This is a genomic window from Mesorhizobium sp. M0340 (assembly GCF_040321535.1).
Lineage (GTDB): Bacteria > Pseudomonadota > Alphaproteobacteria > Rhizobiales > Rhizobiaceae > Mesorhizobium.
Map to the genome: position 1 here is coordinate 151,215 of NZ_JAMYRR010000005.1, position 17,417 is coordinate 168,631.

Annotated in this window: 19 protein-coding genes; 8 read left to right on the plus strand and 11 right to left on the minus strand. The window is 63.5% G+C overall.

Annotated elements, in window-relative coordinates; translation table 11 throughout:
- Positions 1-39: 39 nt before the first annotated feature.
- Complete coding sequence (locus tag NKI79_RS09605; RefSeq protein ID WP_352801315.1) at positions 40-876, plus strand: amidohydrolase family protein; 837 nt, start codon at positions 40-42, stop codon at positions 874-876.
- A gap of 65 nt (positions 877-941) precedes the next feature.
- Here NKI79_RS09605 and NKI79_RS09610 read toward each other — a convergent pair whose 3' ends face one another.
- The 4 genes from NKI79_RS09610 to NKI79_RS09625 are packed head-to-tail and all read right to left on the minus strand — an operon-like array spanning position 942 to position 4,075.
- Positions 942-1,175 carry a hypothetical protein gene (locus NKI79_RS09610; protein WP_352801317.1) on the minus strand — a complete coding sequence of 78 codons (234 nt, stop codon included), beginning with the start codon at positions 1,173-1,175 and terminating at the stop codon, positions 942-944.
- A 21-nt stretch (positions 1,176-1,196) separates the two neighbouring features.
- The gene (locus tag NKI79_RS09615) at positions 1,197-2,339 is read right to left on the minus strand and encodes an extracellular solute-binding protein (RefSeq protein ID WP_352801450.1); all 1,143 of its coding nucleotides are present in this window, start codon (positions 2,337-2,339) and stop codon (positions 1,197-1,199) included.
- Between the two features lie 20 nt (positions 2,340-2,359).
- Positions 2,360-3,520: a CaiB/BaiF CoA transferase family protein gene (locus NKI79_RS09620; RefSeq protein ID WP_352505388.1), complete on the minus strand. Its 1,161-nt coding sequence runs from the start codon at positions 3,518-3,520 to the stop codon at positions 2,360-2,362.
- Positions 3,521-3,523: 3 nt separating this feature from the next.
- A complete protein-coding gene (locus NKI79_RS09625) occupies positions 3,524-4,075 on the minus strand; it encodes a MaoC family dehydratase (protein WP_352505387.1) in 552 nt (183 codons plus the stop codon).
- A 190-nt stretch (positions 4,076-4,265) separates the two neighbouring features.
- Here NKI79_RS09625 and NKI79_RS09630 point away from each other — a divergent pair, with 190 nt between their 5' ends.
- Positions 4,266-5,363, plus strand: coding sequence for a lactonase family protein (locus NKI79_RS09630; protein WP_352801319.1), 1,098 nt, complete (start codon positions 4,266-4,268; stop codon positions 5,361-5,363).
- A 7-nt stretch (positions 5,364-5,370) separates the two neighbouring features.
- Here NKI79_RS09630 and NKI79_RS09635 read toward each other — a convergent pair whose 3' ends face one another.
- The gene (locus NKI79_RS09635; RefSeq protein ID WP_352801321.1) at positions 5,371-6,084 is read right to left on the minus strand and encodes a GntR family transcriptional regulator; all 714 of its coding nucleotides are present in this window, start codon (positions 6,082-6,084) and stop codon (positions 5,371-5,373) included.
- Positions 6,085-6,342: 258 nt separating this feature from the next.
- On the opposite strand from NKI79_RS09635, the gene NKI79_RS09640 reads away from it, so the two are divergent.
- The 6 genes from NKI79_RS09640 to NKI79_RS09665 all read left to right on the plus strand — a co-directional run bounded on the left by NKI79_RS09640 (position 6,343) and on the right by NKI79_RS09665 (position 12,329).
- On the plus strand, positions 6,343-7,431 hold the full coding sequence (locus NKI79_RS09640) for an ABC transporter ATP-binding protein (protein WP_352801323.1): 1,089 nt from the start codon (positions 6,343-6,345) through the stop codon (positions 7,429-7,431).
- 36 nt (positions 7,432-7,467) lie between these two features.
- Positions 7,468-8,757 (plus strand): ABC transporter substrate-binding protein, encoded by a 1,290-nt coding sequence (locus NKI79_RS09645; RefSeq protein WP_352801325.1) that lies wholly within the window; start codon positions 7,468-7,470, stop codon positions 8,755-8,757.
- A 254-nt stretch (positions 8,758-9,011) separates the two neighbouring features.
- On the plus strand, positions 9,012-9,920 hold the full coding sequence (locus NKI79_RS09650) for an ABC transporter permease (protein ID WP_352801326.1): 909 nt from the start codon (positions 9,012-9,014) through the stop codon (positions 9,918-9,920).
- A gap of 4 nt (positions 9,921-9,924) precedes the next feature.
- Positions 9,925-10,743 carry an ABC transporter permease gene (locus NKI79_RS09655; protein WP_352801327.1) on the plus strand — a complete coding sequence of 273 codons (819 nt, stop codon included), beginning with the start codon at positions 9,925-9,927 and terminating at the stop codon, positions 10,741-10,743.
- Positions 10,744-10,745: 2 nt separating this feature from the next.
- Positions 10,746-11,486, plus strand: coding sequence for an aspartate/glutamate racemase family protein (locus NKI79_RS09660; protein WP_352801328.1), 741 nt, complete (start codon positions 10,746-10,748; stop codon positions 11,484-11,486).
- A gap of 6 nt (positions 11,487-11,492) precedes the next feature.
- Positions 11,493-12,329 (plus strand): GNAT family N-acetyltransferase, encoded by an 837-nt coding sequence (locus tag NKI79_RS09665; protein WP_254818760.1) that lies wholly within the window; start codon positions 11,493-11,495, stop codon positions 12,327-12,329.
- Between the two features lie 47 nt (positions 12,330-12,376).
- On the opposite strand, the gene NKI79_RS09670 is transcribed toward NKI79_RS09665, so the two are convergent.
- From NKI79_RS09670 to NKI79_RS09695, 6 genes are all read right to left on the minus strand, one after another.
- Positions 12,377-12,523 carry a hypothetical protein gene (locus tag NKI79_RS09670; RefSeq protein WP_352801329.1) on the minus strand — a complete coding sequence of 49 codons (147 nt, stop codon included), beginning with the start codon at positions 12,521-12,523 and terminating at the stop codon, positions 12,377-12,379.
- Positions 12,524-12,598: 75 nt separating this feature from the next.
- A complete protein-coding gene (locus NKI79_RS09675; RefSeq protein WP_352801330.1) occupies positions 12,599-13,891 on the minus strand; it encodes an NAD(P)/FAD-dependent oxidoreductase in 1,293 nt (430 codons plus the stop codon).
- A complete protein-coding gene (locus NKI79_RS09680; RefSeq protein ID WP_352801451.1) occupies positions 13,891-14,871 on the minus strand; it encodes a branched-chain amino acid ABC transporter permease in 981 nt (326 codons plus the stop codon). The genes NKI79_RS09675 and NKI79_RS09680 overlap by 1 nt, the downstream gene beginning before the upstream one ends.
- Positions 14,868-15,776, minus strand: coding sequence for a branched-chain amino acid ABC transporter permease (locus NKI79_RS09685; protein ID WP_352801331.1), 909 nt, complete (start codon positions 15,774-15,776; stop codon positions 14,868-14,870). Before NKI79_RS09685 ends, NKI79_RS09680 begins: the two co-directional genes overlap by 4 nt.
- Positions 15,773-16,522: a branched-chain amino acid ABC transporter ATP-binding protein gene (locus NKI79_RS09690; protein ID WP_352801332.1), complete on the minus strand. Its 750-nt coding sequence runs from the start codon at positions 16,520-16,522 to the stop codon at positions 15,773-15,775. The genes NKI79_RS09685 and NKI79_RS09690 overlap by 4 nt, the downstream gene beginning before the upstream one ends.
- A complete protein-coding gene (locus tag NKI79_RS09695) occupies positions 16,519-17,316 on the minus strand; it encodes an ABC transporter ATP-binding protein (protein ID WP_352476508.1) in 798 nt (265 codons plus the stop codon). The genes NKI79_RS09690 and NKI79_RS09695 overlap by 4 nt, the downstream gene beginning before the upstream one ends.
- Positions 17,317-17,417: the final 101 nt, after the last annotated feature.

Genomic DNA, 17,417 nt, shown 5'->3' on the forward strand with positions numbered 1-17,417 from the left:
TGAGATGATCGCGAAGTCGCCAAGGAGGAGCGCGCCACCATGATTTTCGACACTCATCTGCACCTGATCGACCAGTCCGCGCTGCGCTATCCCTGGCTGGCCGGCGTGCCGGCGCTCAACCGCGATTTCTCGTACGACGAATATGCAGTCCAGGCCCGCCGCGCCGGCATAGAGGGCGCATTGCACATGGAGGTCGATGTCGATCCAGCCGATATCGAGGCCGAGACCAGTCATGTGAAAACGCTGTCGCAGCAGAAGGGCAGCCTGCTACGCGGTGCAATCGCCTCCTGCCGTCCTGAAGAGCCGGGCTTTGCCGGCTATCTCGAGCGCCAGCGCGCCGATCCTTTCGTCAAGGGCTTTCGGCGTGTGCTGCACGTCATGCCGGATGAACTGTCGGAAGGCGCGCTGTTTCGTGAAAACATCAAGCGGCTTGCCGGCAGCGGCCTGACCTTCGACCTCGTCGTCCTGCCGCACCAGATCCCCAAGGCGATCGTACTCGCCGACCTCGCGCCGGATGTGCAGTTCGTGCTCGACCATTGCGGCGTGCCGGACATCAAGGGCGGTGCCGAGCACCCCTGGCGCGAGCACATGGCGGAGATCGCGCGGCGCCCGAATGTCGTCGGCAAAATTTCCGGTGTGGTCGCCTATGCGGATGCCGGATCCTGGACTGTCGAAACGCTGCGTTCCTATGTCGAGCATACCATCGAATGCTTCGGCTGGGATCGGGTCGTCTGGGGCAGCGACTGGCCGGTCTGCACGCTCGGCGGTGGGCTTACGACCTGGATTGCGGCAACGCACGCGCTGCTTGCCGGCACCAGCGACGATGAACGGCAAAAGCTGCTCTCCGGCAACGCCAAGCGGCTGTGGAGTTTGTAGAGCATTTTGCAGCCAAGTGGAATCACTTGGCGTCGCACAAATGCGGCTAAAACGAATAGACGGCCTCAGATGGTCGCCGACACGCGCCGCTCGCGACCGTAGAGCGAAACCAGGAGCACGATGACCATGCCAGGTGCCGCCCAGGCCGACGGCAGCACCTTCTGCGGTGCGCCGTCATATTGCGCCGTCAGTTCGGTCGCCAATCCAGCAATCACGCCCGAACCGTCTTGAGCGCAGGCTATGGTCGTGAGCGATGCAAGTGCGGTTGCGGCCATAAGGCCGCGGATCAGCCTATTCATGTTCTCCTCCGTTCGGTTGTTTCAGGCGCCTCCGCCGGCAACGCCGGACACCTGCGTCGAAAGGCTCTCCCGAAACAGGCGATTGAGATCGGCAACGACGCGAGCGGCATTGTGCCTTTCGCTCAGGCCAAGATTGATGCGATCTGACGCCGCCTGCTGGAAGCCCATGTAGCCGTCGTGCCGCGGCCTGACCCAGGCACCTTCGAGCGTGGCTCGGGTGTCCTTGTAGAAATTACCGCTGGCGGCGTTGACGGCGTCATCCGCCCAGGCTGCCGCATGGCCGGGCTGGCCGCCGGCCGAGGCGTAAGGGCCGCGCTGCACGTCACCGCTGGCGATCCAGTAAGCGAAGTCGATGGCGGCCCGCCTGGCCTTCGAAAAAGCCGACACGGCGATGCCGGTCCCGCCGAGCGCCGAGCCTTTGGGACCGACATTGCCCGCAGCGGGGATATCGGCGAAAACAACGCGGCTGGGCCGGAATCCGGCGATGGCGTAGGAGACATAGCCATAGATCAGCGGCGCACAGGCGATCCGCGATCCCGATCCGGCCATTTGCTCCAGAACCGCGATCGGGTCCATGCCAAGACAGGCCGGGTCGACGAGGGCCGCGATCTCGCGCATCATCTCGAAAACCTGCTTGCCGATTGCAGGATCCACATGGTCGCCCGGGCCTTCACCGGCGGGCCGGCCGAGATTGCCGGCGAGCGTGTAGAACACCATCAGCGAATGCGGCGGCCTGAGCGGCAACAACACGCGGCCCTGCCGCGCCAGATCGAGCGCATCGGCCCAACTCGCCGGCGCAGCCGAGAGCATGTCGGGCCGCCACGCCTGCACCTGGCTGGCCGCGTCGATCGGAAACGCCCACTGCCGGCCCTGCCAGTTGTAGCTGGCATAGGACCGGCCCACGCTGCCCGCCGCAAGTGCTTTACGTTCGGCTTCCCGGCCGGCGACATCGAGCGGCGTCAGGCAGTTCTCGGCGGTGATCTGGCCGACATGCGGATGGTCGATGACGATCAGATCATAGGCGCGGGCCAGTTCCTCGACCGGGAAGGATTCGAAATCCTGCAGCGAGCGCTTGTCCCATTCGATAGTGACGCCGGTCCGTTCCTTCCACAGCGCCGAACAGGCGACTATCGGGTCATAGCCGCGCGGATGGCTCCAGGTCATGCCTTTGAGCATGACGTCGCTCACAGCCCGAACTCCGCGCGGATTTTTGCGCTGTGCTCGCCGATGCGTGGCGCGGCCCGCTCGACCTTGGCGCGGATGCCGTCGACCCTGAGCGGCGAGCGCGTGGTAAGGATCGAAACGTCATCCTCGCGCGTCACCGTCTGCAACATGTCGAGAACCTGGAAGCCTTCACTGGCCATCATTTCCGGCCAGGTCAAAACCTTGGCGCACCAGATGTCGGCAGGCTCGAGGATGGCAAGCCACTCGTCGACCGTTTTCGTCGCGATTTTTTGCGCGATGATCGCCTTGATCTCGTCGCGGGCAGTGAACCAGGTCGACGGCTGATCGCGGTAGGGCGCAAGTTCCTCGAGCCCGAGGAGATCGGCGAGTTTCGAGATCGGCGTCATGGCGATCGCCAGATAGCCGTCCTTGGCCGGATAGACGCCGTAGGGCGCCGACAGATAGGCGTGTGCGCTGCGGAAGCTCGACCGCCGCGGCAGCCGGCGCCCGTCATTGAGATGCGTGGTCAGCACCTCGAACTGGAAGTCGACCAGCGCTTCGAGCAGGCTGGTCTCGACATGGCTGCCCTTGCCGGTCACACCGCGCCGCACCAGTGCGGCGAGGATGCCTTGCGCGGCGGCCGAACCCGCCAGCATGTCGGCGATCGCCAGGCCGAAGGGCACCGGCCCCTGGTCCTCGTCGCCGTTCAGCCACATGACGCCGGAGCGGGCCTGCGCCAGCAGATCCTGCCCGGGCCGCTTGACCCATGGGCCTTCCTCGCCGTAGCCGCTGATCGAGGCGTAGACCAGGCGCGGATTGATCTTGCGCACCGCCTCATAATCGAAGCCCAGTCGTTCGATGACGCCGGGCCTGAAGTTCTGGATCAGCACGTCAGCCCTGGCCAGCAGGCCGCGCAGTGCCGCAAGGTCGGCCTCGTCCTTCAAGTCGATGGCAAAGCTTTCCTTGGCGCGGTTGATCGCGTGGAAAATAGTGGAATCGCCGCCGATCTCGGTGTCGCTGAGATAGAGTCGGCGCGACAGGTCGCCGCCATCCGGCCGTTCGATCTTGATGACGCGAGCGCCGAGGTCGAGCAGTCGCAGCGAGCAGTAGGGCCCGGACAAGAACTGGCTCATATCGACAACGATGAGCCCGGTCAGCGGCAGTTCGGCAATGGCAGCCATTGCCTATTTCTCCGTCTTGCCGGCGAAATCGGCCGGATTGCGGTACTTCACCGTCTGCAGGTGCTCGCAATAAAGCACAAGCTCGCCTTCACCTTTGAAGACTTCATAGCTGGCGCGGATCAGCCCCATTTCCTTGTATTTTGGCTTCTTGTCGAGGTTGGAGCGGATCGAATAGATCGTGTCGCCGATGAACACCGGCTTGATGAAGCGCAATTTGTCGTAGCCATAGGAAAAAGCGTTGATGCAATTGGTGGCAACGAGGCCGAGCCCGGCCGAGAACACGAAAGCGCCGGCGACCAGGCGCTTGCCGAAGATGCCTTCTGTTTCGGCGAACATCTGGTCCTGCACGTAAGGGTGGATATCGAGCACCAGCGCGTTGAAAAGATGGCTGTCGCCCTCGGCAATGGTCCTGCGCAGCGAGCGGATCTTCTGGCCGACCGGCCAGTCTTCGTAGAACCAGTTCTCCGCGTTCCAGACGGGAAGGTCGGCGTGATCCCTGGGCATGTTGGCGGGGTGTGTCGATGCCACGCCCACGGTTGGGGCGAAACCGCTCATGACGACTTCCTCTGGGAACGGGAATCGTCCATCAGGGCGCGCCACAGACCAGCGAAATGCATGATCGATCCTCCCGTCAATCTTCTTTTGTGAATAGTATTTTCACATATGGGGTTGTGATGCAAGCGAGTCTCGGTGAAATTTTGGCGGCTCCGCCGCGGCCAGTGCCGGCGGAACATGGGAGGAAGTGATGCAGAATGCCTGTCTGGTTTTCGTCGGCAGCCTCAATCGCGACGCCCCATATTTTCAGGGCGCGCGCGGCGTCGGGCTGGGCGTCTACAGTTTCGACGAGGGGACGCTGGAGACAAAGAAACTGGCCGAGACGGAAGACATCGACAATCCGACCTTCCTGTCGGTGACGCCGGACGGCTCCCACGTCTACGCCAATTCCGAAGTGTTCACCTGGCGCGAAGGGGTTGTCTCGGCCTACCGTTTCGACAGGCAGACCGCCACGCTGTCCTACATCAACAAGCAGCCGACGCTGGGCAGCATCACGGCGCATAACACCATCACGCGCGACGGGACCAAGCTGCTGGTCGCCAATTACGGCATGGGCGAGGGCGGCCCCGATCGCTCGGTCGTGGTCTTGGGGCTGCGCGAGGATGGCGGCCTGACCGCACCGTTGTCGAGCGTCGCCAATAGCGGGACCGGACCAGACCCCGCACGCCAGGAGCGGCCGCACGCCCATAGCGTAACCGAGACGGTTGCCGGCGGCATGGCGATCGTCGCCGACCTCGGCATCGACCAGCTGGTGTCCTATCGCATCGGCTCAGACGGCAGTCTGACGAAGCTCGCCGAATCGGCGCTTGCGCCGGGGGCTGGTCCGCGCCATCTCGCGCTGCATCCGGGCGGCCGCTTCGTGTTCGTCATGAACGAGCTGGATTCGACGGTCGTCTCGCTGGCGCTGGAAGACGGATCAGGCAAGCTTGCGGTGATCGACAGTAAGCCGGCGGTGCCGCCCGAGGCACGCGACGGCAATCATTGCGCCGACATCCAGATCTCGCCGGACGGCCGCTTCCTCTATGGCTCCAACCGCGGCCATAATAGCATCGCTGTGTTTTCGGTCGACCAGCAAAACGGCAGGCTTACCCTTGTGGGCTATACGCCTTGCGGGGGCGCCACGCCGCGCAATCTGGCCCTGACGCCTTCGGGCGGCCATCTGTTCTCGGCCAACCAGAATGCCGACCGCATCTCGATTTTCGCCCGTGATGCCGCAACCGGCCGGCTGACCGACACCGGCCGATCCATCGACATCGGCACGCCGATGTGCGTGAGGATCGTGCGTTGAAGTGACCTCAGAACTCGAGCGCCTGCCTGAGTGCCGGGCCGCTCCTGACGCGCAAATCGAGGTCGGCCTCGATATGGTCGATGTGGTGCAGCATCAGGGCACTGCCGCGTTCGGCATTGCCATTTTCCAGCGCTTCGAGGATCTGCGTGTGTTCGTTGTGGCCGCAGCTCGAGATACCCGAGCGGCCATAGAGTGCGATCACCAGCGATGAACGAGCGACCAATTCCTCCATGAAGCGCTGCAGGATGACGTTTCCCGCGACCGACGCCAGAAGCAGGTGAAAATCCCCCGACGCCTTGATCTCCGATCGCCTTGCGTTCGGTCCGCGTTCGGCGATGAAACGGCCTTCTTCGTCGAGCTGGGCCTTGAACGCGGCGACATGCGCCGGCGTCATCCGCCCGGCGGCGGCAATCGCGATGCCGGGTTCGATGAGCCGGCGCGAAGCAAAGACTTGTCGCGCTTCCTCCGGCGACGGATTGGCGACGAAGGCGCCGCGATTGCGCTCGGTGCGCACCAATCCCTCGAAGGAAAGCATCTGCAGTGCGGCGCGCGCCACGGTGCGGCTGACATCGAACAGCGTGCCGACTTCGCCTTCGGAAAGCTTGGTTCCTGGCGCCAGCCGGCGATCGACGATCGCGTCGCGCAACTGGTCGCGGATCGCCTGCGCGCGATCCTCGTTGGCGGCCTCGATAGCAGGGATAGTCTGGTTGGCAATATTCATGGCAGTGGTCCTGCCTTCTTCTATCCTGAATCGCATCGCTTGGACGAGAGACAAAGTGAATACAGGAACGAAAAAGATTGCATACGATTTTTGCGAGGATCGGCGGCAATCGCCTATAATTTGTGCATTGCACAAGGATGCCGAATCGGCAGTCATATAGAGGCGGCCCTGATTTCTTCGAGGATTCAGTCGGTTGGTGCGGCGGTCCGCAACTGGCACGCATGATGCTTTGGCTAATCCGACCAAAGGGGAAGCTGGATGTCCAAAGCCGCCGAAATCGACATTGTGTCCGTTTCGAAAGTCTATGGCGCGACGACTGCCGTCGAAGGCATCAGCCTGAAAATCCCGGCGGGAACCTATTGCTGCCTGCTCGGCCCATCCGGCTGTGGCAAGACCTCGACGCTGCGCATGATCGCCGGGCACGAGAGCATATCGAGCGGTGACGTGCGTCTCGGCAACACAGTGGTTACCGACCTGCCGCCGGCCAGGCGCGGCACCGCCATGATGTTCCAGTCCTACGCGCTGTTTCCGCATCTCGACCTGATCGACAATGTCGCCTTCAGCCTGAAGATGAAGGGCGTCGGCAAGGAAGAGCGCCGCGCCAAGGCACTCGACATGCTGAAGCTGATGCAGATGGAGGCCTATGCCAGCCGTCGTCCGGCGCAGCTTTCCGGCGGGCAGCAGCAGCGCGTTGCTCTCGCCCGCGCATTGATCACCGATCCCGAGGCGCTGTTGCTCGACGAACCGCTTTCGGCGCTCGATCCGTTCCTGAAGATCCGCATGCGGGCCGAACTGAAGAAGTTGCAGACATCGCTCGGCATCACTTTCGTCCACGTCACCCACAGCCAGGAAGAGGCGATGGCGCTGGCCGACCTTATCGTGGTGATGAACGACGGCCGAATCGAGCAGGCGGCGCACCCTCGCACGGTGTTCGAGCGGCCGGCCACGGCCTTCGTCGCTCGTTTCATGGGCGACCACAATGTCATCTCCGGCCGCGTCGCCGGTAGTCGCGACGGCATGGTCGTTTTCGACGTGCCCGGCGGCGTCGCGCTCGCCGCGAGCGGGCAGGGCAGCGGGACCGGGGAGCCCATCGACATCGCCATTCGCACCGACCACGTGCGCATCGGCCAGCCGCCGGCAGCCGGGCTCGGCTTCACCGGCATTATTGCAAACGTCGAGTACCGCGGTTCGACCGTGAAGCTCTCGGTCAATGGCGCCGGCATCGAGGATTTCACGGTGATCGTCGACGACACCAGCTTCTTCGCCAGGCCGGTCGCCGTCGGCGACGCAGTGCCGATCGCCTGGGACGCCGAGGACGCGATCGTCCTTGGCCGTCTCGATTCCTGAAACCCAGCATAACCAACCAAAACAGGGGAACTGAACATGACCAACACCACCGACAAGAAGACTGGAATATCGCGACGTTCGCTGCTCAAGACAGGTGCCGCCGCCGTCGGTTTCGCCGCCGGTTCCGGCGCCATATCAGGCTTTCCGACCATATGGGCGCAATCGAACATCACGCTGCGCCAGTTCGGCACCGGCGTGTCCAACCTCAATGCCATCGCCGACAAGTGCAAAGCCGATCTCGGCATCACCCTGGAGATGACGGCAACCGATTCCGACGCCGCCGCGCAGCGCGCCGTGACGCAGCCCGACAGCTACGACATCGCCGACATCGAATACTGGATCTGCAAGAAGGTGTTCCCGACAGGCGTCCTGCAGCCGATGGATGTCAGCAAGCTGAAATATTACGACGAACTGGTGCCGCTGTTCAAAACCGGCAAGCTGACGCCGGACAGCGTCATTGCCCAGGGCACCGCGCCGCATACCGTCGGTTACGTCGAGGCGCAGGACAGCAAGGTTTTCGCCAAGGCGCCGACCAATTGGTTCACCATGGTGCCGACGATCTACAATGCCGATACGCTCGGCATCCGCCCCGACCTCGTCGGCCGCGATATCACCACCTGGGCCGACATCATGGATCCGGCCTTCAAGGGCAAGACCGCCATCCTCAACATCCCGTCGATCGGCATCATGGATGCGGCGATGATCATGGAGGCAACGGGCAACATCAAATACGTCGACAAGGGCAACATGACCAAAGAGGAGATCGATAAGACGATCGACTTCCTGATCAAAGCCAAGCAAGCCGGCCAGTTCCGCGCCTTCTGGAAATCCTTCGACGAAAGCGTCAACCTGATGGCTTCAGGCGAAGTGGTAATCCAGTCGATGTGGTCGCCGGCCGTGGCCGCAGTCCGCTCCAAGGGCATCGCGTGCCGCTTCCAGCCGCTCAAGGAAGGCTACCGCTCCTGGGGTGGCGGGCTTGGCCTGGCAGCCCATCTCTCCGGCGCCAAACTCGACGCCGCCTATGAATACATCAACTGGTACACGTCAGGCTGGGTGGGCGGCTATCTCAATCGCCAGGGCTACTACTCGGCCAACATGGTGTCGGCCAAGAAGTTCATGTCCGAGGACGAGTGGGGCTACTGGATCGAAGGCAAGCCGGCAAAGGGCGATATCCTGTCGCCGGACGGCAAGGTCATGGAAAAGGCAGGCGCCGTGCGTGACGGCGGCTCGTTCGAAGAGCGCATGGGCAAGGTCGCCTGCTGGAACTCGGTCATGGACGAGGACCGCTACATGGTGAAGCGCTGGAACGAGTTCATCGCTGCTTGATGCAAGGCGGCAATAGCTGAGATGCCTCATTCCTTCCCACCCCCCTCTGTCCTGCCGGACATCTCCCCCGAAAGGGGGGAGATTGCGCCGTCATCTCTGATTTCGCCAATCTCCAATGCTTCAAGAGGAGAGCTAGCAGCCAAATTGCCGATCTCCCCCCTTGCGGGGGAGATGTCCGGCAGGACAGAGGGGGGTGGGAAGGATCACGGCGTGCCGGACTATCGGCCCTTTGCGACACCCCAGGGCTGTTCCAGATGACAGTGGCACTCGATCAGCCCGCAACCATTGCCACAAAGCCTGCCAGACGTAGGCGCTCCTTTGCCGGCGTCGCACCCTATCTCCAGGCGGCACCGCTGGCGCTGATCCTCGGCGCGTTCCTCCTGCTGCCGATCCTGATGATCGCCGTGGTCTCATTCTGGGACTACGATTTCGCAGCGATGTACCCGGATTTCCTGACCACCAACTACGCCGACACGCTCGGCTCGTGGGTTACCTGGAAGACCTATTTAAATACGCTGAAATACGCCGCCATCGTCTGGGCGCTGACGCTGTTCATCGGTTTCTGGGTCGCCTATTTCCTCGCCTTCCATATCAGAACCACAGCCATGCAGATGGTGCTGTTCCTTGTCTGCACGGTGCCGTTCCTGACCTCCAACATCATCCGCATGATCTCGTGGATTCCGGTGCTTGGCCGCAACGGCCTGGTCAACTCGACGCTGGTGCAAATCGGGCTGATCCCGAAGCCGATCGAGTGGCTGCTCTATTCCGAATTCGCCGTGGTGCTGGCCATGGTGCATCTCTACACGCTGTTCATGGTGACGCCGATCTTCAACACGCTGATGCGCATCGACAAGTCGCTGATCGAGGCCGCGCGCGACGCCGGGGCTTCCGGCTGGCAGGTGTTGTGGAACGTCATCATCCCGCTTGCCAAGCCCGGCATGGCGATCGGCACCATCTTCGTCGTCACGCTGGTGATGGCCGACTTTTCGACGGTGCAGGTGATGTCCGGCGGCCAGAGCGCCTCCGTCGCGCTGATGATGAAGAACCAGATGTCGCTGCTGCAGTATCCGGCGGCCGCTGCCAACGCGGTCGTGCTGCTGGTGCTGGTCCTGCTGATGGTCGCGGGCATCCTGCGCATCGTCGACATTCGCAAGGAGCTGTGAGACTTTGAGACACGACAAGCGCAGCTTCGAATTCTACGTGCTGGCGGCGTTCTTCGCGGTTTTCGTGCTGTTCCTCTACGGCCCGCTTTCGGCAATCCTGATCCTCTCTTTCCAGGGCGAGAACGGCGGTCTGACATTTCCGCTGAACGGCGTCTCGCTGCACTGGTTTGCCAACCTGTTCGAGCGCCAGGCGGTCGGCGACTTCGGCGGCAGCTTCAAACGCTCGCTCGTCCTTGGCCTGATGGTGATGGTCGTCACTGTCGCCGTGTCGCTGCTTGCCGGCCTGGCCTTCCGGCAGAAATTTCGCGGCGCAACCGCACTGTTTTATCTGGCTGTCGCCAGCCTGGTCGTGCCCTCGATCATCATCAGTCTCGGCATTGGCGTCGTCTTCCAGCAGATCGGCTTCCGCCCTGCCTGGTACACGTCCGCTTTCGGCGCCCATCTGACCTGGACCCTGCCTTTCGGCGTGCTGATTATGTTTGCTGTCTTCAACCGGTTCTCGCCGGCCTACGAGGAAGCCGCGCGCGATCTCGGAGCATCGTCGTGGCAAACCTTCGCGCATGTCGTCCTGCCGATGATCGCACCCAGCCTGATCGGCGTCGGCCTGTTTGGTTTTACCCTCTCCTATGACGAGTTTGCTCGCACGCTGATGACGTCGGGCACCTTCAACACGCTGCCGCTCGAAATCTACGGCATGACGACGAATGTCACGACGCCGGTGCTCTATGCGCTGGGCACCGTGACGACCGTGTTTTCCTTCCTGGTGATCTTGCTGACGCTCGGCGCGATCGTCTATGTCGGCCGCCGCCGCGAGCGTGCCTGACCGTGCAGATCCTCGTCGTCAATCCGAACACCACCGCCAGCATGACCGAGACTATCGCGGTCGCCGCCCGATCGGTCGCTGCTCAATCGACCAAGATCGTTCCCGTCACCTCTATGATGGGCCCGGTGTCGATCGAAGGCTATTACGATGAAGCGCTTGCCGTGCCCGGCCTGCTGGTCGAGATCGCCGCCGGCGAACGCTCGGGCGCGGGGGCCGCGATCATCGCCTGTTTCGACGACACCGGCCTCGATGCCGCGCGCGCCATGGCCAACATTCCGGTCATCGGAATCTGCGAGGCATCGCTCAGCACGGCCTCGTTCATCGCCCAGCGCTTCACCGTCGTCACCACCACCGGGCGTTCGCGCGTGCCGGTCGAAGGCCTGGTGCAGCGCTATGGCATGGCGCGGCGGGCACGCGTGCGCGCTGCCGACATTCCGGTTCTTGCCCTCGAAGATCCGGCGTCCGGCGCACTCCTCAAACTGCGCAACGAGATTGCGCGCGCCATCGACGAGGATCGCGCAGAGGCGATCGTGCTCGGCTGTGCCGGCATGGCCGATCTGGCGGCGGCGCTGCAGCGGGAATTCGGCCTTCCGGTCATCGACGGCGTCAGTGCCGCGGTCAAGCAGGCCGAGGCCTTGATCGCGCTTGGCCTGACGACATCCAAGCGCGGCGCCTATGCAAGCCCATTGGCAAAGCCCTATCATGGCGCGTTGAAGTCCTTCGCGCCTGGTGCCGCCGAGTGATCGCAAATGCTCAGAACGATCCGAACACTCGCACTTGAAGAGGTGGAAACCCTTGTCGACTGGGCGGCGCAGGAAGGCTGGAATCCCGGCCTCGGCGACGCCGCGCTGTTCCAGGCAGCGGACCCGCAGGGCTTCATCGGCGCCTTTGTCGAAGGCGAGATGGTGGCCGGCATTTCGGCCGTTGCCTATGGCGAGGATTTCGGCTTCATCGGCCTCTACATCTGCCGGCCGGACAGGCGTGGCCAAGGTCATGGCAAAGCCGTTTGGGATGCCGGCATGGCGCGGCTCGGCAACCGCACGATCGGCCTCGACGGCGTTGTCGAACAGCAGGCCAACTACCGCAGCATGGGTTTTGCACCGGCCTACCGGACGATCCGGTTCGTCGGATTGCCGAATGTCCCGGCAGCGGTCGGCAGTGACATTTGCACAATAGGGCCGGACTTCGTGCCGGACATATTGGACTATGACCGCCGCTTCTTTCCCGGCCCGAGGCGATCGTTCCTGGAACACTGGCTGCGCCCGCCGCATATGGCGCTTGCGATCCTCAAGCACGGCGCCATTGCGGGATACGGCGTCGCGCGCCAATGCCGGGACGGCTGCAAGATCGGCCCGCTCTTTGCCGACAGCCTGGACGCGGCAAGCCGTCTCTTCGCCACGCTTGCGCAGATGTGCGGTCCCGGAAACGTCCATCTCGACGTTCCCGAAACCAGCGGGCAATTGGCAGATTTGCTGTCATCCGCAGGTCTTCAACCGGGTTTCGAGACTGCCCGAATGTACAAGGGAAGCGCGCCGCAGCTCACGCAGTCGGGTGTCTATGCGATAACGACCTTGGAGCTTGGTTGAGACGGTGCAAGTCGGCTTCTAGCGCGCAAGTCGGAGAGCAGAAATGTCTACTTTTCCTGAACTGAAATGCCGGAATCGTCGATACGAAGTTCCACGCCTTTCGGCTTGGTCTCCTCGCGATAGACGTAAATGCCCAAGGCAAGGACTGCGACGACCAAAGCGCCGATGATGAGATAAAGATAGTTCTGCTTCATCCGCTGTCGTTAACAACATGATTTGAGCGAGTCTAGCGGTTCGGTATCAGGACGGCGGACGGACACGCACGTCGATCAGCCATCCAGCCGATCGCGCAGCATGCTTAGGGGAAGCAGCATGTTTGGCGCGTGCCGCGTCAGGCCGTGGAGCGGGATCGGCGCCGGCGGCGCAAACGGCAGCGGCAAATCCTGAGGCTTTGTTCCATCAGCCCAATCTGCAAGCACCTTGCCCATGCTCGTCGTCATGGCGATGCCGCGTCCGTTGCAGGCAAAGCCCGCGATCAGGCCGGGGCCGAGATCGACAAGGCGCGGCAGGAAGTCGGGCTCGACGGCAGCCATCCCCGACCAGCTATATTCAAGCGGCGGGATCTCCGGGAGGTCGAGGTGTTTTGCCAGGCGCCGCCAGATCGCCCGCGGCACCCGCGTGTCGGCACCGGGGCCAAAAACATGCATGCCGCCGGTGATCAGCCTGTGTTCGCCGTCGAAGCGGAAGGTGAAGAGATTGCGTCTTGTGTCGCCGACGCCTTGCCCGCCAGGAAGCAGGCGAGTGCGTATTTCGCGCGGCAGCGGCGCTGTCGCGATCTGGAAGATTTTCAGCGGGAAATAGGTTCGCCGCAGCGCGCGATCCAGCGGCCCGCCATAGGCGTTGGTGGCGACCAGCACCTTTCCTGCGCGTACCGAGCCGGAGGCCGTCTTCAAAGCCCAACCATCGCCTAGGTGATCGATCGACGCGACACGCGTATGTTCGAAAATGCGCGCGCCGGCTTTTTCCGCCGCATCGGCGAGGCCGCGCGCATATTCGACCGGATTGAGGACGCCACCCGACCGATCCATCCAGCCGCCGAGATAGCCGCGAACGCCGGTCAGCTCCTCGACCGCCGGTCTATCCAGCGCAACAGTCGGTCTTCCGCGCCGTGCCCATTGTTCGACACGCGATCTGGTCTTTTGCAAAGCGGGCGGCGAATGAGCTGGTTGTATCCAGCCGCTCTGGACGGCATCGCATTCGATGGCATGCCGCTTGATCAGGTCGAAGACGAGGTCGGCGCTGCCGGCGGCGAAGCCGACAAGGCGTTCGCCGCGTTCGGGCCCGAGTTGGGCAATGATATCGTGGGGGTCTCTTTTCGCGAAATTCGGCACGACGAAACCGGCGTTCCTGCCGGTCGCTCCCCAGGCGATGATTTCGGCTTCGAGGACGGCGACCGAGATGCCTTTCTCGGCGGTGTGCAGCGCTGCGGAAAGGCCCAAGAATCCGCCGCCGACAATCGCCAGATCGACATCGAGTGCGCCTTCGAGCGAAGGCCGGTCGCGGCGGTTACGGCCGACGGCGTGCCATAGCGAAAGGCCGCGTGGCACTGCAGCGCTGCTCATCACCGTGCCGCGCTCTCGTCCGGAGCCGCTTTCGCGCCCTTGCCGAACCTTGCGCGCCGCGGCCTGTCGCCGAACAGGCCGTTCGGCCTGACTAGAAGGATGACGCACAGCATCACGCCGATCGCCACGATCTGCAGCGAAGCGGCGCGTGCCTGCTGTTCCGGCGAGAACAACACGCTGGTCAAGGCTCCCGATCCGGCCCATATCGCCCAGACCAGGATGCTGCCGATGACGGCGCCGATGTTGCTGCCCGAGCCGCCGACGATCAGCATCACCCAGACCTGGAAAGTCAGCGCCGGCAAATAATTGTCCGGAGCGATGAAGCCGGTGAAATGCGCCTGCAACGCGCCGGCCAGCGCCATGATGGCACCGCCCACGGCAAAGGCCTGGACACGGTAGAAACGTGCGCTTTTACCTAGGGATATCGCGGCCCGCTCGTCCTCGCGAAGCGCCTTCAACACGCGCCCCCACGGGCTGCGCGACAGATGCTCCAGCGCGAGATAGACGATCAGCGTCACCACCGAGACGATCGCAAGGTTCGAAAGGTTGAACAGCAACGGCGTTTCGGCAAGACCGCCGAGCGGACGCGGAATGAAGCCGATGCCGAACGGGCCGCCGGTCAGCGTCTGGGCATTGAGCGCTACCAGTTGCACGACGACGGCGACGCCGAAAGTAGTGATCGCCAGATAGTCCGATCTCAGGCGCAGCGTCGCGATGCCGGTGATGGCGGCCGCGACGCCGCCCACCAGCATGGCGCCGAGCCAGCCGACAAGGATCGGCAGATCGAAGCCGCCGAGCCGCGCGGCATCGTCGGGCGTGGTCAGCAGTGCCGAGGTGTAGGCGCCGATGGCAACGAAGCCGGCGACCCCGACATTGAAAAGCCCGGTCAGCCCCCATTGCAAATTGAGCCCGAGCGTGACGAGCGAAAAAATCAGCGCGGTGGTCAGGAAGAAAGCGCCGTAGCCGAGCAGATCCATCAGCGTTCCCTCACTCCGAAAAGGCCGATGGGGCGCACGAACAGCACCGCCATCAGGATGACGAAGGAGACGGCCGCCCGCCATTCGGCGCCGATCAATTGCACGGCACCCGCTTCGGCCATGCCGATGATCAAACCGCCGAGGACGGCGCCGGGCACGCTGCCGATGCCGCCGAGGATGGCGGCCGCGAACATCGGCAGCAGCATCTCGAAACCCATGAATGGGCGGATCTGGATGAGAATGCCGATCATGACGCCGGCGACGCAGGCCAGCGCCGCGCCGATGATCCAGGTAACGCGCACCACCTTGGCGACGTCAATGCCAACGATGCGCGCCAGTGCCGCGTTCTGGCTCAATGCCTGCATCGAACGGCCGGTCTGGGTGCGGGTCATCAGGAGGTGCACACCGAGCACGAGCACGGCCGTCAGCAGCAGCAGCGCGATCTGGTCGGGGGTGATGCGAATGCCGAAGCCGACGGGCATGGCGATCTGGATGGCCCGGCTGAAATAGGTCGGACGCGAGGTGAAGAGGAATTCGAGCAGGCTTCTCAGCGCCATGGAGGCGCCGAAGCTCGCCATCACCACGATGATCGCCTGGCCCTTGGCCCGCAGCCGCGCGAACAGCACCAGATCGAGCGCCAGTGCCAGCAGGCCGGTGACCGCCATGCCGATGATGAGCGCGGCGATCAGCGGCCAACCGAAGGAGAGGGGCGCGATCGGCGCGATCTTGCCGAACATCGCACCAATGGCGCCAACCACGGCCAGCGTCGCATAGGCGCCCCAGGCCATGAAGTCGCCATGGGCGAAGTTCGAGAAGCGCAGGATCGAATAGGTGAGCGTCACGCCGATGGCGCCGAGGCCGATCATCGAGCCTGCCAGCAGTCCGTCGACGACAAATTGCAGGTTCATGCCGCGCCTCCTTTCCCAAAGTCGGGGCGGCGCTGGCCAAGGTAGAGTTCGGCGACGACCGGATCGTTCCAGAGCTCGGAGGCGATGCCCTGGTGCCGCTCCTTGCCCTCGACCAGCACGTAGGCGCGGTCTCCAATGGCAAGCGCTGCCTTCGCGTTCTGCTCGACCAGCAGGATGGTGACGCCGGATTTGCGGATGCCGGCCAGCATCTCGAACACCATCGACACGAATTTCGGCGACAGGCCGGCCGACGGCTCATCGAGCACCAGCGCCTTGGGATGGACGATCAATGCCCGCGCGACGGCCAGCATCTGCCGCTGTCCGCCTGAGAGATTGCCCGCGGCTGTTCTGCGCTGACGGGCGAGATCGGGAAAGACCGCATACATTTCCTCGATGCGGGCGGGGACCTCGCGCGGCCTCAGAATGCCGCAGGCGACCCTGAGATTGTCCTCGACCGACATCAGCGGGAAGATGTTCTCTGTCTGCGGCACGAAGGCAAGGCCAAGGCGGACCATGGTGTGGGCGGGCGACGCCGTGATATCCTTGCCGTCCAGCAGCACCGTGCCGCCGGTGATCGGGACAAGGCCGGCGATGGCCTTGATAAGGCTCGACTTGCCGGCACCGTTGGGACCGAGGACGACGACGATCTCGCCCTTGTCGACGGTGATCGAGGCGCCGCGCACGATCGGAACGCCGGGCTCATAGCCGGCTTCGAGCTCGCGGACATCGAGTACCCTTTGGCTCATGCCGTGCCTCCGAGGTAGGCCTCGATGACGCGTGGGTCACGCGCCACCTCGTCCGGAGTGCCTTCGCGCAGAAGCTGGCCGCTCGCCATGACCAGCACGCGGTGGCAGAGTCGCGTCACCATGTCGATATTGTGCTCGATCAGCAGGAAGGTGATGCCGCGCGCATTGATGTCGCGGATGCGGTCGATGATGATCTCGAGCAGGGTTGCGTTGACCCCGGCCGCCGGCTCGTCGAGCAGGATGATCGCCGGGTCGGCCATCATCACGCGGGCCAGCTCGAGCAACTTGCGCTGGCCGCCTGAGAGCACGCGCGCCGGCTCGTGCGCAAGGTGAGCGATCGTGACGAGCTCGAGCAGTTCGACGGCTCTTATCTCGGCAGCCCTTTCTTCGGCAGCGACCCGCCGGGGCGTCAGGAAATTGGCGAGCAGTTTTTCTCCGGCCTGCCCTTGCGCGGCCAGCATGACGTTTTCGATCAGCGTCAGGTTAGGCAAGGGCCGGGGGATCTGGAACGTGCGGCCGAGGCCGCGGCGGATGCGGCGATGGGCAGCTTCCCCCGACACCGATACGCCGTTGAGGAGGATTTCGCCGCTGGTCGGCAGAATGCTGCCGGCGAGCAGGTCGAACATCGTGGTCTTGCCTGCGCCGTTCGGGCCGATAAGGCCAAGTATTTCGCCCGGCCGGACGTCGAACGAGACATTGTTGACCGCAACGAGCCCGCCGAAGCGTCTGAGGACGTTCCTGGCCGTGAGGACCGGCGTGCGGATCTCCTCCTGCCATTCCGTCGTGTCGCTCATCAATCCCTCTGGTCGAAAGCGATCTTCGTCGCCTATGATTTGATTTGTGATCACACTTGCTTGATCACGCTATTCGGCTTTAATTTCTTCCGCAAGCCGAA